The 21,523-nt window shown below is 38.7% G+C and carries 20 protein-coding genes and 2 pseudogenes; 8 read left to right on the top strand and 14 right to left on the bottom strand.

Going from position 1 to position 21,523, the window contains the following annotated elements:
- Positions 1-30 precede the first annotated feature (30 nt).
- From PDUR_RS02485 to PDUR_RS02470, 4 genes are all read right to left on the bottom strand, one after another.
- On the bottom strand, positions 31-849 hold the full coding sequence (locus tag PDUR_RS02485) for a PTS system mannose/fructose/sorbose family transporter subunit IID (protein WP_042204943.1): 819 nt from the start codon (positions 847-849) through the stop codon (positions 31-33).
- Entirely contained in the window at positions 842-1,645 is an 804-nt protein-coding gene (locus PDUR_RS02480) for a PTS mannose/fructose/sorbose/N-acetylgalactosamine transporter subunit IIC (RefSeq protein ID WP_042204942.1), read from the bottom strand. Before PDUR_RS02480 ends, PDUR_RS02485 begins: the two co-directional genes overlap by 8 nt.
- A 22-nt stretch (positions 1,646-1,667) precedes the next feature.
- On the bottom strand, positions 1,668-2,144 hold the full coding sequence (locus PDUR_RS02475; RefSeq protein WP_042204941.1) for a PTS sugar transporter subunit IIB: 477 nt from the start codon (positions 2,142-2,144) through the stop codon (positions 1,668-1,670).
- Positions 2,145-2,933: 789 nt separating this feature from the next.
- Positions 2,934-3,632, bottom strand: coding sequence for a DUF4386 domain-containing protein (locus PDUR_RS02470; protein WP_042204940.1), 699 nt, complete (start codon positions 3,630-3,632; stop codon positions 2,934-2,936).
- A gap of 77 nt (positions 3,633-3,709) precedes the next feature.
- On the opposite strand from PDUR_RS02470, the gene PDUR_RS02465 reads away from it, so the two are divergent.
- The gene (locus PDUR_RS02465) at positions 3,710-4,579 is read left to right on the top strand and encodes a helix-turn-helix transcriptional regulator (protein WP_042204939.1); all 870 of its coding nucleotides are present in this window, start codon (positions 3,710-3,712) and stop codon (positions 4,577-4,579) included.
- 249 nt (positions 4,580-4,828) lie between these two features.
- Here the strand turns inward: PDUR_RS02465 and PDUR_RS29635 are convergent.
- Both PDUR_RS29635 and PDUR_RS02455 read right to left on the bottom strand, forming a co-directional pair.
- A pseudogene (locus tag PDUR_RS29635) lies at positions 4,829-5,017 on the bottom strand (MFS transporter); the annotation flags it as partial.
- A 179-nt stretch (positions 5,018-5,196) separates the two neighbouring features.
- A complete protein-coding gene (locus tag PDUR_RS02455; RefSeq protein ID WP_042204937.1) occupies positions 5,197-5,991 on the bottom strand; it encodes an N-acyl homoserine lactonase family protein in 795 nt (264 codons plus the stop codon).
- A 218-nt stretch (positions 5,992-6,209) separates the two neighbouring features.
- On the opposite strand from PDUR_RS02455, the gene PDUR_RS02450 reads away from it, so the two are divergent.
- Both PDUR_RS02450 and PDUR_RS02445 read left to right on the top strand, forming a co-directional pair.
- Positions 6,210-7,397, top strand: a complete 1,188-nt coding sequence (locus PDUR_RS02450; RefSeq protein ID WP_052409943.1) for an MFS transporter — start codon at positions 6,210-6,212, stop codon at positions 7,395-7,397.
- A 60-nt stretch (positions 7,398-7,457) separates the two neighbouring features.
- Positions 7,458-7,889 (top strand): SRPBCC family protein, encoded by a 432-nt coding sequence (locus tag PDUR_RS02445; protein WP_042204936.1) that lies wholly within the window; start codon positions 7,458-7,460, stop codon positions 7,887-7,889.
- 42 nt (positions 7,890-7,931) lie between these two features.
- Here PDUR_RS02445 and PDUR_RS02440 read toward each other — a convergent pair whose 3' ends face one another.
- Positions 7,932-8,477 (bottom strand): TetR-like C-terminal domain-containing protein, encoded by a 546-nt coding sequence (locus PDUR_RS02440; RefSeq protein WP_042204935.1) that lies wholly within the window; start codon positions 8,475-8,477, stop codon positions 7,932-7,934.
- A 185-nt stretch (positions 8,478-8,662) separates the two neighbouring features.
- Between PDUR_RS02440 and PDUR_RS02435 the strand changes: the two genes are divergently transcribed.
- Together PDUR_RS02435 and PDUR_RS02430 are read left to right on the top strand one after the other, a co-directional pair.
- A complete protein-coding gene (locus PDUR_RS02435; protein ID WP_042204934.1) occupies positions 8,663-9,607 on the top strand; it encodes an alpha/beta hydrolase in 945 nt (314 codons plus the stop codon).
- 73 nt (positions 9,608-9,680) lie between these two features.
- Entirely contained in the window at positions 9,681-10,853 is a 1,173-nt protein-coding gene (locus PDUR_RS02430; protein ID WP_042204933.1) for an MFS transporter, read from the top strand.
- A gap of 175 nt (positions 10,854-11,028) precedes the next feature.
- On the opposite strand, the pseudogene PDUR_RS30395 reads toward PDUR_RS02430, so the two are convergent.
- A pseudogene (locus PDUR_RS30395) lies at positions 11,029-11,719 on the bottom strand (transposase); the annotation flags it as partial.
- Positions 11,720-11,968: 249 nt separating this feature from the next.
- On the opposite strand from PDUR_RS30395, the gene PDUR_RS02420 reads away from it, so the two are divergent.
- The 3 genes from PDUR_RS02420 to PDUR_RS02415 all read left to right on the top strand — a co-directional run bounded on the left by PDUR_RS02420 (position 11,969) and on the right by PDUR_RS02415 (position 14,375).
- Positions 11,969-12,922: a V-type ATP synthase subunit E family protein gene (locus PDUR_RS02420; protein WP_042204932.1), complete on the top strand. Its 954-nt coding sequence runs from the start codon at positions 11,969-11,971 to the stop codon at positions 12,920-12,922.
- Between the two features lie 539 nt (positions 12,923-13,461).
- Entirely contained in the window at positions 13,462-13,593 is a 132-nt protein-coding gene (locus tag PDUR_RS29440; protein ID WP_218918480.1) for an IS110 family transposase, read from the top strand.
- Positions 13,594-13,994: 401 nt separating this feature from the next.
- A complete protein-coding gene (locus tag PDUR_RS02415; RefSeq protein ID WP_156130250.1) occupies positions 13,995-14,375 on the top strand; it encodes a transposase in 381 nt (126 codons plus the stop codon).
- 311 nt (positions 14,376-14,686) lie between these two features.
- Here the strand turns inward: PDUR_RS02415 and PDUR_RS02410 are convergent, their stop codons facing one another.
- From PDUR_RS02410 to PDUR_RS27005, 6 genes are all read right to left on the bottom strand, one after another.
- Positions 14,687-16,021 carry a radical SAM/SPASM domain-containing protein gene (locus tag PDUR_RS02410; protein WP_042204931.1) on the bottom strand — a complete coding sequence of 445 codons (1,335 nt, stop codon included), beginning with the start codon at positions 16,019-16,021 and terminating at the stop codon, positions 14,687-14,689.
- A 15-nt stretch (positions 16,022-16,036) separates the two neighbouring features.
- Positions 16,037-17,128, bottom strand: coding sequence for a radical SAM/SPASM domain-containing protein (locus tag PDUR_RS02405; RefSeq protein WP_042204930.1), 1,092 nt, complete (start codon positions 17,126-17,128; stop codon positions 16,037-16,039).
- Positions 17,129-17,164: 36 nt separating this feature from the next.
- Positions 17,165-18,280, bottom strand: a complete 1,116-nt coding sequence (locus tag PDUR_RS02400; protein ID WP_042204929.1) for a S8 family serine peptidase — start codon at positions 18,278-18,280, stop codon at positions 17,165-17,167.
- A 179-nt stretch (positions 18,281-18,459) separates the two neighbouring features.
- On the bottom strand, positions 18,460-18,603 hold the full coding sequence (locus tag PDUR_RS28495) for a hypothetical protein (RefSeq protein ID WP_156130249.1): 144 nt from the start codon (positions 18,601-18,603) through the stop codon (positions 18,460-18,462).
- A 40-nt stretch (positions 18,604-18,643) separates the two neighbouring features.
- Complete coding sequence (locus tag PDUR_RS02395) at positions 18,644-20,209, bottom strand: B12-binding domain-containing radical SAM protein (protein WP_042204928.1); 1,566 nt, start codon at positions 20,207-20,209, stop codon at positions 18,644-18,646.
- Between the two features lie 11 nt (positions 20,210-20,220).
- Positions 20,221-21,351, bottom strand: coding sequence for a radical SAM protein (locus tag PDUR_RS27005; protein ID WP_052409939.1), 1,131 nt, complete (start codon positions 21,349-21,351; stop codon positions 20,221-20,223).
- Between the last annotated feature and the right edge of the window lie 172 nt (positions 21,352-21,523).

Here is a 21,523-nt window from a genome sequence, read left to right as displayed (position 1 = left end):
CGTTTCGTTTCCTTCCTCTTTCTTTATCAATTAAACACCCAAAATTCCAAAGTAAGAGCAGACTAACGCTAAACCAATGATCAAAAATATGATGCTTGTGAGGCTTAGCTTCTTCGATCCGATCAATTTATAGACGACAATGGTTAAAGCAGCCGGTAGCAAGGCAGGCATAATTTTGTCCAAGATCTCCGTTTGAATGGGTAGCGTGACTTCCCCCGCTTGATATTTAAGCTGAACATTCATTTTTACAACGGCTGGAATTAATGCGCCAACTACGGTTAACCCCATGATGGAGGCGGCTTCAGTAAAGACATTTAATCTGTCTCCAAGGGCCGTGATTAATTTCAATCCGGAGGTGTGGCCCACATCGAACAATTTAATCCGGAAAAAGAAAAAGACAATGTTGAGCAGCAGCCAAATAATCGCACCGGTCGGATTTCCCTGTAAGCCCATATATCCGGCAATTGACCCCATAATGGTCGGGTACAGTACCCAAACAAGCGTATCTCCAACACCGGCAAGCGGTCCCATCATCCCTGTTTTGAAGGCTTGAACCGCCTCTTTGGATTTGATGCCATCTTTCTGTTCCATCGCCACCGAGGCCCCCAACAGGAGATTGGCCATCCAGGTGGTAGTATTGAAGTAATTGAAATGATTATTTAAAGATGCTTTATAATCCTCATCATTTTTATGGATTTTGCGTAAAACCTTGTTCAGTCCAAACACAACCGCCGGAGCCTGCTGGTTCTCGTAATTAAAGGTGTTGCAGGCCATGAACATATACCGGATAGCCGCCGACCGAATGTCTCTTTTCGTTACCTGATTTGTTGCCGGCTCTGTATTACTCATCGAATTCGTCTCCTTCAACTGAGGTATTGCCGGTCCCTGCTCCAGCCGCTGCGGGTGTACCGCTCATTTTTTGTGTGAAGAAATAATAGGCAAAGGCGAAGCCTAAAATGGCAATTCCCAAGATCGGTAAGCCCAGATACGCGGAAATCACAAAGCCAATCAAGAGCATCGTCAGGTATTTCTTGACTGGCATATACTGAAGCAATAATGCAATCCCGACTACCGGCAGCATAGATCCGGCTATGGATAATCCGTCTGTAAACCATTTCGGTACAACATCGAGCAGCAACCTTACGATTTTATCCCCGAATATCACACAAAGTAAGGTTGGAATCGCTGTGGTTAAACCAAAAATAAGGGGGCCGATCCAAAAAATACGATTCATTTTGGCGAATTTTCCTTCGTTCAGCGCTTTTTGAGCCGCATGAGACACATAGGAATTGAGGATCTTGCCCAGAACATCCAATTGAATGCCAAGCATTCCGACAGGTACCCCGACCGCAAGGGCAATGGCTTTCGCATGTTCAATATCACTGGTTGTGCGGAGGGCTACATAAATCCCGACAAGTGTCGCAAGACCGTAATTGGGCACCGAGGATCCGCCTATATTGGCTACCCCCAGGGCCATCAATTGAAAGGTCCCGGCTATGACCATGGCCGTAGGGACATCGCCCATAATAAGTCCGGCAATCATTCCGATAATGGATGGGAACCAGGTAGTGATAACAAAACCCTGCTGGTCTAGAACCATCCAGAAAGCTAATGCAACAATGAGTATCGCTTGTATAATCTCCATGTTTTATCCTCTTCCTGCTTGGTTATTTGATATAGGTTTCCAGTGGTTCTTCGGCATCTCCCGGCACAAAGTGAAAGGTGACTGGAATTCCTTTTTCTTTTAAAGCTTTTAAATCGGCTACTTCCTTTTCATTTACCGAAACCATCTTCTTTACCGTTGTTTTACCTTCACCGTCAAAAATGATCCCGACATTGACTTTCGGAATGTGAACGCCGCCCGCAGTAAGCTTCAGCAGCGTTTCAGGTTCCCGGACAACCAGCAAAACATTATGATCGTCATATTTTCCGGCTCTGAAGTTGGTAATGGCCGTATCCGTATCAATGATCGACATCCCGGTTCCGGCAGGCTTGCTCATACGCATCGCTGTTTTTTGGACTTCATCTTTACTCGCAACATCATCCACTACCATCAACCGTTTGGCTCTTGTATGTCCTGCCCATTGAGTCACCACAATTCCATGAATCAAACGTTGATCAATTCGCGCCAGTACGATACCCATATCTCTAATCTCCTTTTGTAAGTGTTTTCTTTATGGCCATGAACAGAGGATATCACCATGAGAAAACGCTAACAATACGTTTGGAGGAAGTTAGGAAAGCGCTTGTCAAACCGGGAAAAGTATCAGATGTAAGGGAAAATTCCCGTGGTTCTCCAAGCGGGCAGGCGCAAAGATTAAATGGATAAGAAACACAAACCAAAATTACATAGAAAAACCCCTGATCCATCAGTATTTCTGACGAATCAGGGGCATGTAGTGTCGCAAACATGTACAATTAGTTTTTCCATGTACCTAAGGTCATTCCAGATGTGGAAACTGCTTGGACATCGCCTACATAGAGAAGGCTATCCAGGGCTTTTAGCCGAAAAGCTAAAAATTCACGTCATTTATGATACAGTTCACCGCGTTGTCTGTAACGGCAAGTTTTTCTTAACCCTGCTTTACTCCAAAATTAGTTAATAATTAACAAAATCAGAGCAGCCAAATTGACTCTCCTAGCTCAGACATAGCTTAATTTAAGCAGTCAAAGTTAGGCTAACGAAGACCTGCCGAACCTGAACCCAATGCAAACAAAAGCACCCTTTCCAGGTTTCGTGTGGGTGTTTACGAAAAACTTGCTTCTATTTATGATACGGTTCACCGTAATGTATCCAAGCACAAAGTACATTTTGACCATAAAATTTACATCAGTATATAAAGACAAAGCCACTCCTTTGACAATGGAGTGGTTTCTTCGGATATACTTCTCTTTTATTAATCTATCTCTATTTGTTTAATAGGGCAAACAATCTAAGATGCTTTTAGTTTTTCGAGGTTTTGCTTGTGAAATCCCTTCACAATCAACCAGACTGCCAAACTCAATTCATAAACGCCCACAGGTAGAGCAATAAGTCCTTTTGCTGCAGAGAGAGGTTCTATGATACCGAACATTTCTAATAGACCGGCTATGAATACGAGTACAGCTGTAATCATACCAAACAGCGCTAACGGTCTTGGCACTAAACCTGTTTTAAAAAGCAAATAGCTATACAATGTCGTATTGATACCCAGCATAAAATTGGGACCTAACATCGAAGTCCAACGGTGGAAAGCTTGCAGCATGTAACCGATCTCGTGAAGATTTTCTTCACTTGCTAAGCTGTTTGCTTCATAATGTATACTAAGCTGCAATAAACCTAATATACTCACCACACCTATTGCAATAAGAACAGCTTCCATAAATCGAAAGCATAGATATCCTAGTGCTAGTTGTTCATTCCAACGACGGAGATAAGGAAACAGCATAACCGCTGTACCTACTGCTGTCAGAACGAGCAAGAGATCGTTAATGACACCGAGCAAAACCTTTGTTTTAAATCCATTTGCCACGGACATATACCATTGTTCTGACAATACCGGCTCATATAAGATAACAGCGATGACTGATGTGACCGCAGCTACAATATAAAAAATGCCGATTATGATCCCATTTATTCTGTCTTGCGTCATTAACCTTACCTCCTTTGGCTGATCACCATTGTAATAATAATCATAGAATATTCTGAAAAAAATGATTGGGGGTTATTATGGACCATTATGAAGTCATAGAGAGTTCTTTAATCCATATTGAGAACAATTTAGACCAGTCTTTATCACTAGAGTCTGTGGCTAATACCTTTAACATGTCCAAATATTACTTTCACAGACTTTTTTCTGCCATGATGGGTTGTTCTTTAAACAACTACATACTATCCAGAAGATTGAACGCATCACTACCATTCATTCAAACCGATCATTTACCACTAACAGATATAGCCTACATGCTAAACTTTGGAACACAATCATCTTTCACCCGCGCTTTCAAACGCCAATACGGTATTGCTCCAAGCTCTCTAAGAGTAAAAAATTTGAACATACTTCAAAGTCCAGTGCCATCTGTCGTTAAAAGACCCATTAAAAACATCAATGGTGATATTGTCACCGATTTTACCCTAACGGAGCTTAAACCAATCCGGTTGAGCGGCATAGCCTTTGAAGTTGACTTGGCAACTGATGATTACAAGACGAAGATTCGGTCTCATTCAAACAAGCTGTTAAATGACATTGATGAAACAGTAACTGGCTCATGTTATGTCATTTATTCGAATTGCCAACCCAACTCAACCCGCTTTAAGGTCTTGTTCGGGATCCCAAATGATATTCAAATAGAGAAACCTTTTTATTTTTCCGTTGATTTACCGCAGCTCTTCTGTGCCAAGTTTAAATATTTTGGTGATCTCCTTGATATAGGTGATGTTTTCATAACTGATTATGCAAGATTTTTGAAGATTTCCAGGCAGGAAGCTGACGATTCTCACATCGAACTTATTCAATTTTTTGATGACATCCATAATCTTGATTCGGCCTACCACATCTACGCACCTATCAAAAAACTAACGATTGACTCAGATTATTAATATCGCCATATGGTAATCATAATCTTCTTTATGTGCCTCCATTCCGTTTCAGTAATTATTTGATGAACATAAGATAACATAATGGCGTAAAATGCACTTTCCAAATCTTGCTGTAATGAAAAAAACACCTCTACCTGAGATGCATATTCATCAACGATGTGACCTATTTTCTTTTAGTGAATAGCGGCACCACTCGACCTCGCTACTTATGGTACGGTTCACCGTATCATAAATAGAGCGAAATTATTGTAGGAATCCTGTCGTAAGTCCCCAGTGACGTCCGAATCGTTGAGAGAGTCGTCCAACAAGCAGTCGCCAGTAGCCGAACCAAGTGAATAAGGCGATGAGGATACCTGCCAGACTGTCTGTTCCGATCATTTCCTGAGCAAAGAGCTCCCCCCCAGTTATTCCGGCTGCAAGTGCTGCTCCACCGAAAACTCCTAAACTTGATATTTTACGATCGATTTGGCCATCGGGTTCATACGACATCGTTCAGAACCACCTTCGATTGGAACAACTGCAACGAAACGCAAAAAAAGAGGGGTGGCCCGCCCCTCATCAATGATTACTAAAAAAGCTTGTGTATAAGAGCAAAGATCAATTCAGCGGTTATGCATTTAATAGGAACCCGGCCGAACAGACGGATCATGATTCGCAATGGCGGCTACACAATCCGTTTTTTGCGCAAACTGCTGAACCCATTGTAATGATTTTAAAGCGTCTTGTTCATCAACTGTATTGCCAGGCAAAATGAGATCTTTCCATGATCTTTCAGCATAGCCGGCGTCGGACACGAGTAATAACCACCCGTTTTCCACACGCGCAAGAACCGATACATGTCCGGCGGTATGTCCTGGTGTAAATACGAGATAAACGAGTCCATCTCCAAATAAATCTTTTCCCAGCTTGTAGGGTCCGAAAGGAATGGATTCAAGTTCAAAAGCTTCGAACGAAATTCCTTTATACCATTTTTCTTTATAACCTGCCACATTCTTCCACTCGGGTTCGCTGACAAGAAATCTCTTAGCCCCGCTTAAAAGTTGAAGCCCACTGATATGATCTTCATCCAGATGTGTCATAACAACAGCTTCCAGATCTTGAGGAGATATATTTTTTGAAGCAAGCTGCTCTCTTACCGAACTTCCCTCAGGAAGTCTGTACTCAATAAACTGATACAAATCTTCGCCAAAATGTTCTTTGGGCTGAGTACGAATATCTTCATGCCATCCGGCATCGACGACAATTCGTCCGTTCGGGTGTTCAATTAAGTAACTGGATACGGGTACTAACTCTTGATACTCTTCACCCCTTTGATTAACGGGCGGAATCACATCAAGTTCCTTAAAAGCTAATGCCCGATCGTATTTTAGATCTCCGGTATGCATCACATGTACTTTTACAAACTTCTCCATACCTCTCTCCTCCCAAGCTATAGAGTTGTATTTCTGAACGGTTAAGAGCATTATGCAGGATTGTATAGGCCGAGGGAAGAGGGCACTTTTGGGTTTATTGGGCACCTTAAGGTTTCCATATTACATAAAAGTGCCCTCTGTTCGAGGAGGAGGAAATTATACATAATTCTGTTATAGCAGCTGCCGACAGCAAATTTATATGCATTGGAGAGATGATTTTGAAAGATCGCAGAGAATTTTACGATTTTTTCGGGATTGTGCTCACGCTGGGAACGGGATCTATCTTAGTAGTTTCATTGTTGTATGTCACCATTCCCTTGATGCCTGTACTGGGAAGTGAATTTCATGCGAGTCCCGGTCAAACAATATGGGCAGGAAGTGCTTATGGTTTTGCATATGCTGTGGGGAATCTCATCATCGGCATTTTTTCAGACCGTTTTCACAGAAAAACGATTTTAGGAATCGGTCTTGTTACCTTGGCACTCAGCACTGTAGCAGTCGGTTGGAGTCCAACTTTGGCATGGTTGATTATATTGCGGATCATACAAGGATTAATCGCTGCATCTTTTCCAACAGTCGCGCTTGCCTATATCGGGGATGTGCTTTCCTCCCGTTATCGTCCTATAGCCATTTCGATCTTAAGCAGCAGTTTTCTTTTGTCCGGAATTTTGGGTCAACTTTATGCACAAGCAATCGGAAATTGGCTGGGTTGGAGCGGTGTATTCGAAATTTTAGCTATTAGTTATCTAGTAATCGCATTCTTCATCAATCGGCTTCCTGCAGGCGAGCTCAGTCATGCTGAATTATCGCTTTCTCATGTGATTGGACGAACGATAAAGCTCGTAACCATCCCTTCCCTTTTAGTGTCTTTTGCCGTCTCAGCGACCGTATTATTCAGCTTTGTGACGATGTACTCAGGATTGGGCACTTATGTTTCGGAGCGATTCCACCTTCATGAACAGGGGTTAATGTGGATTCGTATTGGAGGTATACCCGGTATTGTGATGTCACTTTTTGCCGGGCCGTTATTGAAACGTTTCGAAGCAAAGCGGGTTTTTATCGCCGGATTGGCGACTGCTGGAATTGGCTTAGGAGTTGAAGCCTTATCCGGATCACTAATTCCATTGGTTATTGCGAGTATTATCTTTGTTACAGGTATTTCAATAGCAAATCCGAGTATCATTGTTGTAATTGGTCAGCTGGGAGGAGAATCTAGAGGGAGCGCTCTTGCCATAAATGCATTTTGCGCATTCGTTGGAGCTAGTCTCGGCCAACTGCTGGCTGAGTATACAAAATCATTTGCAGTCTTGTGTTTGATATTAATTATGATATTATTCCTTTCGGCTATAACCACTTGGTCATGTATCCCTGCTTTGCGCAGCAGATTTGTTCTTGACAATAGATGACACATCATCTATTCTAAACATATAAATGATGTATCATCTAATTTGGAGGAGAGAACAACAATGGATATTTCATTTAGCAATGAGTTAATCATTGACTGCACTGTGGCACGGGTTTATGAATTTTTAAGAAATGTGGAGAACTTTTCATCTTGGAATTATGCTGTCATGACCGTTGAGCCGACGGGAGATCGTAAAGATACCTATAGATTGACAAGAGATTTAGTCCACTCGCAAGAAATAGAAACCGTTACGGTCATTGAGGCTCGGACAGACCAATTCCTCCATTTGCAAGCAGCCGGCGGCAGATTTGATTACGACTCTAAATATGAGCTTAAAACATTTGAAAATAAAACCATACTTGCCAATCATATCATCATGAGACCTTCCGGTGTCAACGGTATTCTGCTTAAGCTGCTAAAAGGGAATATCCAACGCGAAGTAAACAATAACCTGCACGTATTAAAAACTCTGATGGAGGATTTTCCTCTATGAAATTTGCATTTTTATTGAAGAGAGAGCTTTTATGCGATAGATCTATATAATCCTCTCTAATAGATCCCCCACTTTTTCTGCCATTTCCTTCGCTGGATAAGGCATCTTATTTTTTAGCCACCATTCCACTACACCTACGTAAGCATTTGCTACAAATTCAACAACTACATCTTCGCTTTGACCTGAATTTTTGCCTTTTGTTATATCCACATCTTTTTTGAACTCTTCGATATTATGTTGAACAAACCGGCTCCGAAAATACGCAGCTCCTTCACTCGCCAACATTGTCGAAAAAAACAAATAGTTATTCTCCAGATATTCCATACAGTGCACAGTCGATTCGATCCAATCCATTTCAGCTTCTAACTCACAAAGATTACTCATGTTATTGATATGTTCTTCCATGATCTTATCCAACAGATCGAATTTATCCAAGTAATGAAGATAAACCGTTGCACGGTTAATATTTGCCCTGTCAGAAATATTCTGAATGGTAATGTGATCAAAATTTTTTTCTGCCATCAATTCAAGAAATGCTTTTTTTATTGATTTTTGAGTTTTAATAATTCTTCTATCCACTTTTGCCATTGTTTTAACCCATACCTTTCAAGAGATAGTCGACAATTTTTATTGATTTGTTGTTTAAACAATAAAACGGATAAAATCAACGATTTGCATGCCTTGTTTTCATTATTCTAATATTATAAATTATAGGCAGACGTCGAGAAAACATCAATTGTAGTTTAATTTTACATGAAAGGATGTTATTTAATATGCCAAATTATATCTTTGAACTAAGCGATAAGGTAACAAGAAGATCGGTTTCGTATAACAACAGATTTGGAATCAAAATTGCGGCAGATCTCTACTTGCCTAAAGACTTTGATGAGTCCAAGAAACACGCAGCCGTTATTATAGGTGCGCCATATGGTGGTGTGAAAGAACAGGGTTCGGGTATTTATGCTCAAAATATGGCAGAGCGTGGTTTTGTGGCTCTTGCATTTGACCCATCGTTCAACGGATACAGTGGCGGTGAGCCGCGGCACCTTTCTTCGCCTGATCTGTTCGTAGAAGATTTCAGCGCAGCCGTTGATTATGTAGGTACGCGTCCATTTGTAGATCGAAATCAAATTGGTGCAATCGGTATGTGTGGCAGCGGTGGTTTTGCGATTAGTGCAGCGCAGGTTGATAGACGCATCAAGGCCGTCGCCACGGTAAGCATGTACGATATATCCCGTGCGCAAGCGAGCGGCTTTAAAGACTCGTTCACCGAAGAAGATCGCAACAGAATACTCGATGCCATTGCCGAGCAACGGTACGTAGACTTTGAGGGCAACCCGCCAGCGCTGACCGATCGAGGAGCACCTATTGGATTCGACGAAAATACAGATCCTATTGGTCGCGAGTTTGGCGAGTTCTATTCTGCGCCTCGCGGGTATCACCCAAATTCAATTACTCAATTCACCGTGACAAGCAGCATGTCATTTATGAACTTCCCTCTCCTTACGTACATTAAATCGATTTCGCCGCGAACGATTTTATTCATCATTGGCGAGCACGCTCACTCACGATACTTTAGTGAAGATGCTTACCAATTGGCGGCAGAACCAAAAGAGCTGTACATCGTTCCAAATGCAGGACACGTTGATCTGTACGACAAGACGGATTTGATTCCTTTCGACAAGTTGGAAGCATTCTTTACCGGGAATTTAAAGTAACAATCGCTTCACGTTAATGTTAACGAATTTACAGAAAATTCAACCGATGAATGAAGATTAGGAGTTGTCTTTTTTGGCTAAACAAAATAATTTACTGATTTTCATATTGACCATAGGAGTGTTCGGCATTCTAAATACCGAAATGGGCGTTATTGGGATATTACCCTCCCTTGCTGAACACTATCATGTCAGTGTAACTCAAGCTGGGCTGCTGGTGAGTCTTTTTGCGCTTGGTATTGCCATATCTGGTCCAATCCTGCCGTTATTATTTTCAGGAATAAATCGCAAAAAGGTCATGCTACTTGTATTAGGAGTTTTCGTTCTGGGAAACATTGTATCCTTATATACATCTAACTTTACCATTCTATTAATTGCTCGTATCATTCCAGCCCTTTTTCATCCCATTTATTGCTCTTTGGCATTTACAGTAGCTGCTTCCTCAGTAAGTAAAGAAGAAGCTCCAAAAGCTGTTTCTAAAGTCTTTATAGGAGTATCTGCGGGTATGGTAGCCGGCGTACCGATCGCAAGTTTTATTGATAGTGCCGTTTCGTATGAAATGGCGATGGCATTCTTTGCTATTGTAAATGCCATTGTATTCATTGCTACTTTACTATTTGTACCCTCTATGCCTGTTGAAGAAAGACTTTCTTATGGCACACAATTTTCCGTATTAAAAAAACCTATTATATGGCTTTCCATCGTGACTGTCATTTTATTAAACTCAGCTGTATTTGGGGTTTATAGTTATATTACCGAATATCTAAAAACAGTAACAAATATGTCTCCGAATACCACAAGTTTAACGTTATTCATCTTCGGTGGAGCCAATATTATTGGAAACATTGTCGCAGGAAGGTTACTTACTCATAGTGCCACCAAATCTGTAGTATCTTTTCCTGTGTTATTGGGTGCTGTTTACCTCATTTTATTCTTCACAGGGCAGTTTACCGTACCTATGGAAATTATAACTTTTATTTGGGGAGTCTTGGCTGGAGGAATAATGGCAAATATTAATCAGTATTTGATTGCATCTTCCGCTCCAGAAGCCCCTGATTTTGCCAATGGATTATTTATATCATCCTGTAACGTAGGCACAACATTGGGTGCAGCTGTAGGCGGGTTATTTATATCAGAAATGGGTATACAATATGTCGTATTGGTGGGAATCCTATCATTGGTACTGAGTTCGGTAACCATTTTACTAAGAAACTATATGTATAGTCCTGCAAAACAACTTTCTGTATAAGGAATAGAATTGGATAACCTTCCTTTTTGGTGCATATACGTTGTCCTCAAGCTCCCATGTTTTAGAACCCCAATCCATCTCTCTACTCCTTTTACGGAAAATATCAATCGTTAATATAAACCATAAAGCTCCTACATGATTATATATTATCCCAAATATTTCTATTATCATAAACACATTCGCTGATCCACGTGTGGCCAGATCTATGACAACGGCTTTAGGCTTCAGCGTAAGAAAGTCGGGGTGCTGGCGAGCATAGGCACGCAGGTCTTCCAGCTTGCGTCCAGCCAGCAAATCCAGCATGGTTTCGCCCCGAAGATTGTGAATGCCCATATTGTACGTGTGTCCTTTTTTAATGGCAAAGTCGTCGATGCCCAGTACCAAACCTGTGGTGTCCTTGGCTTCGTTCCGGGCTTGTTTCGTGAGGCGTTCGTTCTCTGTTGGGATGGCTTCTTGATGCATCCGCTGTACCGTACTGACAGGTGTTTCTTGCATTCTCGCTCTATGCGCCGCCGTGGAGCCAAGGGCTTGCTCTACGGTCTGTAGGCGAAAGAGTCTGCTATACCGCTCTTTAGGACCCACAAATTCGTAGGTCCAAACAAAACCGACTCTGCAACGCGTACAAGCCAAACGAAGAGATGGAACATACAAATGGCTTTTTTTCCAAAGAGATTCAGATGCCGAATCCTACGCGGTTTATTGCGGCCGTCACGCTTCACATCTTGTTCCGACTGGCACACTGGACAGGGTTGCTTGTAGGTTACAGGCACCGCCTCCAGATGAACCTCTTTGGCATCTATGGAAATCATTTTATGAAGTTGTAGCTCTGGTAATCCGAGAATTTCGTTGATATACTGGAGTGGCATCTGTCATTTCCTTCTTTGTTGTTGGGTAGGACTTACAACAATACAGGATTTGCAGATGTTTTTTCCATTTTTATCCTTGTTTTATTTTCAACCGCTAATTTCGGTTTTGAGCCAGTATTAAAAGCAACTTATAAATTTGTTCCAATTCACTCCCCCCTATTTAGAAGATTAATATCACATTCCTTTACTCCTTATTGAGGTAGAATACACTTAGAAAAACCTTACTATTCTTACATATTGGAGAATTATATGAGAAATTTTACGAACGACATGGCAAAAAAAATATTGGTTAATAAAATAAGTGTGGAAGTTCTATTAACCGAGTATCCAGAATACCGAGAAGAAGTACTACAAGAAATCAATGCACTTAAAAATTCGAAAAAATCAAATTTAATCAAAGCCATTATTGATAAATATACAGTTAGTGCAAGAATTGCCGGAAATAAGATTTATAAAAGTGGGCTCAATGAAAAAACAATAGAGGTGTTTTTGCCAGATATAATTAAGGCGCGCTTTGCTATTTATTTATTGGAACAATTAAATCTTGCTGTATCTTCTAACTCTCCTACATTTAATGTACGGTTTAATTTTTGGGATGGGACTATATTACAAAAACTTCTGTTTAAAAAAGGGCTTGAAAGAAAGCCGGTGTCCATAAGTTTATTCAGATTTTTCTGGAGATTTATTATAAACAAAAAAATGTTGATGCCACTTGTTAATAAACACGGCATTTACTGTTTCTACTCTAAAGATTTAATAAAAGAACTTTCTATTTTAATTAGGGAAAATAATTGCCTTGAGATAGGTGCGGGAGATGGAACTTTAACTAAGTTTTTAAACGAACATAATAATAATTGTAAAGCAACAGATGACTACAGTTGGGAACACTATATTACCTACCCCGATTTTGTAGAAAAAGCTGATGCTAAAACTGCTCTAAACAAATACAATCCTAAAGTAGTCATTTGTTCTTGGCCTGTTCCAAAAAACTCATATGAAAAACATGTTTTCAAGACAAACTCGGTTGAACTATATATAGTAATTGGGACAAAAAGTGCAACTTATACTGGGGATTTTGATTCTTACTATAACGCTGATAAGTTTTCTATGGAAATAAATGAACGTTTATCATCTTTAGTTTTACCTCCTTCGGATGAGAATGCAGTCTATATTTTCAAACGAAAAGATAAAGTAATCAATTAAAATTAGCCTTTAGAGATGAACAACTTATTAGGTAACCCACCGCCACTAGAACTGTAGCTCATAACGTTTTTCATTTTCCACGTTACTGCAAGTCAAGCTTGTATCGTAGGCATAGCTGTATGCTGCCGATAAGTCAGTTCTTTACAGACCGTTATCAAGTGGTATTATATCAACGAACAAGGGCACCGTCAGTAGAGCACACCAAAAGACCCAGCCTTTTCTCAGCCGGTTAAACTCAATATAGGCAAAAGTTACATTATTAGAGCCCACCTACTTCTCCTTTCGTAGATTCTCAAGATGATACATATAGGCGTCTTCCAAATTAGAATCAACCTTTTGGCTCAAGTCGTCTATTTTGGATTCATTGCCGATAAAACGAACGACCGTACCTTTTTTGGGTTTGCTACATTGAGATCACCGCAAATTCCTGCTTTAACCGTATCAGCTCATCACAAGTATCTAGACATTTCTCAAAGACATGTCCGTCCACTTTACTGATAAAGTCTATGCGTAGGGCTGTTGCAGAACAGAGCGACCAAATGCCCATGGTTATTCTGGAAGCGACCGGGCACTATTACAAAGGGTTCGTAACCCTCTTGGTTCAGGAGGAGGGGATTCCGTACTACATCGTCAATCAATCCCTTGCTGTTCAAGAGAGCGAGAGGAACTAAACTGCGCAAAGTCAAGACGGACGCGGCGGATTCCTGGCATCTAGCTGAGATGTATTACCGGGGTGAAGTCCATCCCCACCAGATTTCGGAAGAAAGTCTACACCGAGCTTCAGCACGTCACCAGGCAGCATGAATTTGTATCCGGTTTATATATACGGACCAAGCCCGGGCTCTGCTGGATCAGGTGTTTTCTGGCTTCGAGGGAATCTTTCACGATCTGTATTCCGAAACGGCGCTGCGGGTACTGGCGTGTGGCTTATGGGGGAAGAAAATCGGATACGGGAGACTGTAGGGAAGACGGCCGGATGGTCACATGCCAAATCGTGGATAGAAGAAAAAATTCGGTGTTTTGTTGGAAGAGGCACTGCAAGAATGGCACCAGGTCCAAGTGAGTTTTGTCTATGGTCTACATTCTGGAGGGGATGCTCTCCTTGCTTCTTTCCTTTCAGGAACAGCTAAAGTGCTTGGAGAAGCGGATGCAGGAACTTTCGGCAGAGTTGCCGGAAGCGGAGTTGCTACGTACCATTCCCGGAGTTGGAGAGAAGCTGGCAGCTACGCTCGTGGCAGAACTTGGAGACATTCGGCAGTTTGAGAACCCGAAACAATTGGTGGTCTATACCCGACTGGACTCGGATGTGTTTAGTTCAGGGAAATTTACAGCATCCAGCAACCGAATTACCAAGCGGGGCTTAAAACGCCTGAAGAGAGCCTTGTTTTTAGCCGTACAATGCAGTCTCAGACAAGGTGATTGCTCCAAGCTAAAACCTTATTACGACAAGTAAAAGAAAGAAGGCAAGCCCTACAAGGTCGCGGTGATAGCTTGCGCCAACAAGCTGCTTCATCACATTTATGGATCCTAAAGAAAGGCCAGCCTTACAAAAGTCTAATTCCATATCACCCAACAACTCTCCACGCCAATGGAGGTTTCTTTGCTGTGCTTCAAAACAACTATACCAGCAAATTTAAAATATCCAAGACCGGTTTCGTAACAAACATTAGCTGATTTTATTTTTATAGGTATTCTATATATTGGAAATAGATATCTCTGTTGTTCCTCTGTCCATATGCCCTCCTGATTTTATAGAAAAAAGTTTTAGGTATATACTTCATTAGAGAACTTCTCAGTAGATTCAAAATAATTAATAAGCTGTCCTAGATTCTCCAAAAAACTCCTTCTTTGATCATAATGCCACAGATTAAAAAGAATAATTGCTTTCTTTATTTCACATTCAGGAGGTAACATATCTATTCTTTCTTCATTATCGTATATCTCCGCGAAACATGATCCTTGGCAGAAATATCTCGCTTGGCAATCACTACAAATATTTCTTTGATCCACATCAAAAGATTTTTGATATAGTGGTGTGCTAGCCATATCCGTACTAAATTTAAGTATATTTGACATACCTTCATCGCGGATATTTCCCACTACGAACTCGGGATACGGGAGTGAATGACAGGAGTATACATTCCCGTCTATGTTAATACTCAGTATTCTATTTTTTGCTGAACAGCTATAGGCAGGGATTAACTTTTGGAAAAAGTAGTCTTGAAATGCCCTTCCACTATAACCTTTTTGATGAATATAATTAAATAATTTGATATATATTTCAGTGAAGGAAATTTCGGAATTAAACAAGTCTTTATGTTTTCTGGCATTTCCTACAGGTCCTACTATTTTTAAAGACATACCCGTATCATTCTGATTTACAAAATCAAAAAAATTAAAAACATTTTTCCAGTTTCCTTTGGTAAGTACATAAGATAAGGAGAGATTAATCCCATTTTCACGAAGATGTTTAGTTATACTTTCTAACTTTTTAAACTCATTTTTCATGTTACTTGAAAAAATATTTTCTACGCTCATATCAATTCGTGATACTTTGCCTCTCATCTTCTGAATTTTCTCTGGTGTAAGTAGTAATCCATTAGAACAAACAATGATCTTACAAAAGAGTTTTTCATTTATATAATTTATTATTTCATGAATATCCTCTCTGACAAACGGTTCTCCACCTGTAATAACAATTCGGCCAACATTGTATGCTGTGAGCTTATCAATACTCTCCTTTAATTCCTCAGTACTCAATTGTTCGAACTTCTGCGGAAAGGAGCCCATTGAACAAAAATTGCATGATAGATTGCATGTTTTGGTTACAATTAGATATATCGATTTTATTCTGTCCTTACCGGGTAGAGATTCTTCAGATCGCTCAGAGCGAATCATTCCAGATTGTAAAAACGTATGAAACACTGTTTTTCTAACATTATCTGGTACATCATTTCGTTCAATACCGCCAACCATATCATCAAGCAATTGTTTTGTGTTTCTTTTAACTCTTAACCAACTTCCATAATCCGGATTTACAAATAAATACTGCTCATCTTGATACTGTACCTCTATTTTTTCATTCCATAAGTAATTCATTCTGTGAAGTTCCCCCTAATTTCTTACTTTTGCTTTCTCTAGAATCTCATTCCATTCGGTGTTGAGAAATAATTTATTTGTTAATTCATAGCGGAGCTTTGCTAGTTCGCAAAACATCATTGGAACAGTATAATAATCTCCCGAATGCTCCAGATTAACCATTAAGCAATCACAGGCCGCACAATAGGAATTTATTTCACACTGGGTGCATTGTCTATTTAGATTTCGCTTATATTTTTTAAATCGTTCTAACTTTTCTTCAAAGAAACCCATATCTAGAGAACCGATTAACGCTTCATTTTGAAAACATGCAAAACAAGGAAAAATCTCTCCAGCAGTATTAACAAAAATACTGGTTACCCCTGCTCCACAAAAATAGTTCTTTCTCTTTTTCATCTGAGGTATAATTCCGTTATCAATGAATGTCCAAGCAAACCCTTTCCCTATCTTGGCTCTCTCGAAATAATAATCCACTACTTTTCCAAGTTCTTTTTTCAACTCCGATAGTTCTGAAATAGTCCAATTATCCTCTGAATTTAAGGCAGTATCAAACATTCTGAATCCAAGTGTTAGCAGGTGCTTTATATTTAAAAAAAGATCTTTATAATTGTTTTGGGTGATTACCATACTAATTTGAACCGGCATTTTTAGTCTTTTTTGATATGAAATAATAGAATCAAAATTTCTTGCTATTAATTCATAGCTCCCTTTTCCGTCCGATGTCAGTCTGTTTAAATCATGATAATAAGGTGTACCATCTAAACTTATCTTTAAATAGAATTGATTATCCGCGAAAAAATCTAGAATATCTGATCTTAATAAAGTTCCATTTGTGGTTATCTCAAAAGAAAGATCTAAATCTTTGTTCGCTGCTAAAAGTTGTGCATACTTAGTTAATTCCAAGATTTCACTGAACCGCAATAGCGGTTCTCCACCAAAAAAGCTGATCAACACTTTATCCATTCTTAAAGAAATTGCGTTGCTTACTCCTATTTCAATTGCGTTTTTGGCTATCTTTATATCCATGTTTTCGCGTAAATGTGTTTGATAACAATATTCACATTGTAAATTGCAGTTTTTTGTAAGTTCCAATGCTATCTTATACATATACGGCCCCCAAATAGTAATCATAAAATTATTTCTCTAAATATACTTGGACTTAATAAATTTCCCTTTTTTTTTCGCCAATTCATATAGTTCCTTATGTTCGTCAGGATGAAAAGCATCTTTAACAAGTACATTTTTCCCCAATGTTATCGCCTTCTTTATTAAGTTCTGCAATAAATCTTTTTTTTGCTGATAGGATATAAAACTGACATCACCTATAAGTAACGTATCCGCTTTCTCCAGACCTTCTTCAAGACTGCTATATATTCTAACTTCCTTGTTACCATCGGGTGTTTTAACTTGATAGTAATCAAAGTAAAAAGTTCTATAATCATAAAAACCTATGATTTCAGGATCTCCTTTCTGGTGTAGGCGTATCCGTTCTATATTTTCTTCATTAATAGGAAATAATAGTCCCTTATTAATTTTTGGAAAATGGTTGTAATCTTCTTCATTCTCTAATTTTGTTAAATCTAATCTTGCCTTTATAAGCTGTTCTATAATAGAATCTCTTTTTTGGCATCCCATTGAATAGATGATATTTGCTAATATTCCCGTAAAATGAGCTGCAGCAAAACTATTACCAGAAACATATAAATGAGCCCCGTCTTTTGAACAAACTTTCTGTTGAAAACCGTTAGCGTACACATGAAGTCCATTAGGATTAAATACAAAACCATGTTTATAAATAATGTATTTACTTCTAACTCCAAAAACATTCGGAAAGTCTGCTGGATAACTGGAATTTGTATCGTTGTTAACCGCTGCTACAATGAATATTCCTTTTCTTTCGGCCTCATCACACAAAGATTTTAATACTTCCTTATACTTCTCCATAACAGTGCCTAAACTTAAATTAATAATCTGCACATCTGCGTTAATAGCAAATTGCAAAGCTGCTTTAAGATAGGTAAATTTGCATTTGAGATCTCCATCCAAAATGCCAATACTTAACAAATCTACTTCAGAACATTTTTCAAAAATAATTCCAGCAACAGCAGTTCCATGTCCATGTGAATCAATAATGCAATTTTTAAAAAGTATATTTCCATCCTCTTCAATAAGTTTTATTCCAGTTACCTCTCTATAAGACAAACAAGGATGATTCATATCAATTCCGCTATCGATTATAGCAACTTTAATTTTATTCATTATCTAACCTCTCAAGGCGTATATCCAAACTAATAAGTTTTTAAAGGGGATTAGGAATAGCGGAAATAGCGGGAATACAGTGGGTAATATTCAACGAGTTAGGTTTTTTAGATCAACTAAATAAAGATACCGCTCTTCTCTTAAATAGATCAGAACGGCACTTTTAACATTTTTGACAATTAGTCAGACTCAGACATCATTGGCGAAGAGAAAAGGCAATCATGATAACACATTGCAGCAGCTGAAGAACATGAGTAATAACCTTCAACTTCAAACTCTTCTTCCGTTTCTGCAGACGAGTTCTTTTGGATTTCGTTCTCCATTAAATTCACCTCCTTTACATAATCATCACAATTCGATCTGCTAATTCAAATGTTCTTTATTAAGACAACTTACTTTTTCGTCAGAATCCCAGGCTAATAGTTCCTCTTTAAATGCCTGAATATATACAGTTAAACTTTCATTAGAGAAATCGGTTTCTGCTAGTAGTCGCACAGCTAACGAATCAATCAATCGGTAAAGTTCATATGTCCAATTCGCTAATAAATTATCTTTATCCTCGGGCATGGTTTCTCTTTTTATTTTCAAATATTTTTTTGATGGAGATATGACGATTAAGCTTTTATTAAGCAGCTTATATAAAAAATCGACTCTTCTATCAACAAATTGGTAATTATAATAATCACCATACATGTTATCAAATGATAACTGTTCATCCATTTTGATTTTGGGAAGTAACTTTACATAAGCATCTGAGTTAGGATAAATGGCCATACGACTAATAGCTCTTTTTAATGTAAATTTTGTGTATTTGACACAAAAATAAAGATTCTCTCTAAATGACTCCAAATTAATCATAGGTTCAAACATCATATAGCCCACATTAATTCGTATCTTTAATCTGTCTAGAATAGTTATTGCATTTTTTATTTGGGGTATGGTAATCCCCTTTCGATAAAAATCGAGTGAACTCTGGACGCCAAACTCTACTCCAAGAAAGACGCTATTCAGTCCAGCTTTTTTCAAAGCTTGAAAGGTTTCTTCATCCACGCTGTCAGCTCTACAATATAAACTAAATCTAATGTTTAAATTGCGTTCCAATAGAAGCCTAGCAATTTGTTTTGCTCGTTCTCTCCCCCATCTACCAGGGCCGATAAATTCTTCATCAGAAAAATGTATGTATTTAATATTATATGTAGTAACCAAATCTTCAATTTCCTTCACTACATTCTCCGGACTTCTTCCTCTCCACTTCTTGCCCTTTTGATCCGCGTAAAAAGAGTGGACCGCGCAAAAGGAGCACTGACCAAAACATCCTCTACTAGAATTGACTTGAATTCTCCCTTTTTTCTTAATGATAATATCAATGTGATCTCTCGCTGGAAAAGGAAGCCGATCTAATTCCTCAGCAGACATAAATGGACGCTTTTCGTTAGTAATAATTTTTCCTGATTCCTTATATATCAAGCCTTTTATATCTTTGAGTTCCTGTTTTCTTTCCAATTTACTTACTAATTCACTTATGGTAATCTCGCCTTCCCCGACTACTAAAGAGTTAATCCGGGCTTCTTCTTTAAATAATTTTCCCCTTTGAAAAGTAGCATAGTATCCTCCAACCAGAATATGTATATGATCCAGCATGTTCACCGGAAGTTGATTTAAAATGTTTTTCATTCCATTAAAATGATCCGATGTCATGAGCGTGAATCCGAGCAAATCATAGCATCCATCTATCAGTTTTATTACTACATCCTCAAGTCTTAGACTCTCTACAAATGGATCAATTATTTCCACCATTATTCCATGTTTACGCAAATAAGATGCAATGTATCCAAATCCTAAATACTCAACGATCATATCATCAAATTCTTGCGTTTCATAAAATAATGGGACAACCAAGGCGACTTTATACCTTACTGTTTGGTCCATGTCTAATCCTCTCAAGATAAATATTGTTTAATATCTTTGTTAACTGTCAAATGAGGAAATGATTTCAATCGTTTTATCATCCAATTTATTTGTGAATCGTTTCGATGGTAGAGCCTATCAAAAACCTCAGTTGTCAGACTATATAAAAGTTGCTCCCGTTTACAAAGGAATGGATTGGGTTGATCTAGATACCCGTTACTTAGGTAATTTAGGAAACCACATTTGCGTGCTTGGCAAAAGCCTTGAATATTGCAATCACCGCAGCTATCTTCTCTTTTAAGACAACTCTCGATGCATTCTTTTCTCCTCAGTGAAGAAATTCCAGTGTTAACATCACCAATACAAAACTCCTCTAGATCAACCACATAAACACATGGATAAATCAATCCTGATGTGCTGATTGAAAAACTACCAAAGCCCGCATTACAAAACAGTGGGGGAGAATCAAGTATGTAAGAAGAGAATTTGCCGTCAAATAAATTAATCCGGACTTGCTTGTTATTCCTGGCGTCTATATATAGCTCCTTGATTTTCCAGAATGCTTGTCTAAGAAATTCAAATTTTTCATTCCAATTAGAAAAAGTGTCTGTCACAATATTTATTTTCAAAAAGTCATTATTAAGAAGCCATTCTACACTTTCAACAAGATAATATACATTCTCAGGTGTTACAGTCATTCTCGTTGTAAAATCAACCTTGGCCTCTTTAAGCAAAAAAGCACCAGAGAGCACCTTGTTAAAAGTACCTTTATTACCATAGGTTCTTCGATGTAAGTCATGCGCTTCGAGTTTTCCATCCAAACTTAGCCGAACATTGAAGTTATTCTGCTTAAAAAACTCTCCTATCTCTTTAGATATTAAAGTTCCATTCGTTGTCAGGGAAAAGTCGACGGTAAATTTAGGGGGATCATTTTGACATTTATCATTGACATGGCCAACTATTTTCTTTATCAAATCGAATTTCAGCAGTGGTTCTCCGCCATGAAAATTAATATTGAAAATACCATCTTTATCTTTATTCCAAAAGTGATCAATAGCCTTAATACCAGTTTCTTCTGACATTTGGAGACTGTTTTTATTCTTTTCATAACAATAAGTACAATTCAAATTACATGCATTTGTAGTAAAAAGATTTAGTTTCAAGTCAATGCACCCCGAATCCAGTAATCCAGTATATGTAAGCATGCACAATAGTAATATTTTACTTCGAATCTTGTCAATATCATTTTTCCTTTATTTTTATATTTTTTACTATAAAATAACATAGTATATTATCTATATTTTTTGGAAATGTTGATCAAATTTCAAAAAATAT

This window comes from Paenibacillus durus (assembly GCF_000756615.1).
Taxonomy (GTDB): domain Bacteria; phylum Bacillota; class Bacilli; order Paenibacillales; family Paenibacillaceae; genus Paenibacillus_AQ; species Paenibacillus_AQ durus.
The sequence above is the reverse complement of the archived record's forward strand: the minus strand, read 5'-3'. Positions and strand labels throughout refer to the sequence as shown.

Coding starts and splice junctions, on each gene's coding strand:
- PDUR_RS02485 (WP_042204943.1), bottom strand. CDS start 849: ATGAGTAATACAGAGCCGGCAACAAATCAGGTAACGAAAAGAGACATT.
- PDUR_RS02480 (WP_042204942.1), bottom strand. CDS start 1,645: ATGGAGATTATACAAGCGATACTCATTGTTGCATTAGCTTTCTGGATG.
- PDUR_RS02475 (WP_042204941.1), bottom strand. CDS start 2,144: ATGGGTATCGTACTGGCGCGAATTGATCAACGTTTGATTCATGGAATT.
- PDUR_RS02470 (WP_042204940.1), bottom strand. CDS start 3,632: ATGACGCAAGACAGAATAAATGGGATCATAATCGGCATTTTTTATATT.
- PDUR_RS02465 (WP_042204939.1), top strand. CDS start 3,710: ATGGACCATTATGAAGTCATAGAGAGTTCTTTAATCCATATTGAGAAC.
- PDUR_RS02455 (WP_042204937.1), bottom strand. CDS start 5,991: ATGGAGAAGTTTGTAAAAGTACATGTGATGCATACCGGAGATCTAAAA.
- PDUR_RS02445 (WP_042204936.1), top strand. CDS start 7,458: ATGGATATTTCATTTAGCAATGAGTTAATCATTGACTGCACTGTGGCA.
- PDUR_RS02440 (WP_042204935.1), bottom strand. CDS start 8,477: ATGGCAAAAGTGGATAGAAGAATTATTAAAACTCAAAAATCAATAAAA.
- PDUR_RS02435 (WP_042204934.1), top strand. CDS start 8,663: ATGCCAAATTATATCTTTGAACTAAGCGATAAGGTAACAAGAAGATCG.
- PDUR_RS02420 (WP_042204932.1), top strand. CDS start 11,969: ATGAGAAATTTTACGAACGACATGGCAAAAAAAATATTGGTTAATAAA.
- PDUR_RS29440 (WP_218918480.1), top strand. CDS start 13,462: ATGCCCATGGTTATTCTGGAAGCGACCGGGCACTATTACAAAGGGTTC.
- PDUR_RS02415 (WP_156130250.1), top strand. CDS start 13,995: ATGGTCTACATTCTGGAGGGGATGCTCTCCTTGCTTCTTTCCTTTCAG.
- PDUR_RS02410 (WP_042204931.1), bottom strand. CDS start 16,021: ATGAATTACTTATGGAATGAAAAAATAGAGGTACAGTATCAAGATGAG.
- PDUR_RS02405 (WP_042204930.1), bottom strand. CDS start 17,128: ATGTATAAGATAGCATTGGAACTTACAAAAAACTGCAATTTACAATGT.
- PDUR_RS02400 (WP_042204929.1), bottom strand. CDS start 18,280: ATGAATAAAATTAAAGTTGCTATAATCGATAGCGGAATTGATATGAAT.
- PDUR_RS28495 (WP_156130249.1), bottom strand. CDS start 18,603: ATGGAGAACGAAATCCAAAAGAACTCGTCTGCAGAAACGGAAGAAGAG.
- PDUR_RS02395 (WP_042204928.1), bottom strand. CDS start 20,209: ATGGACCAAACAGTAAGGTATAAAGTCGCCTTGGTTGTCCCATTATTT.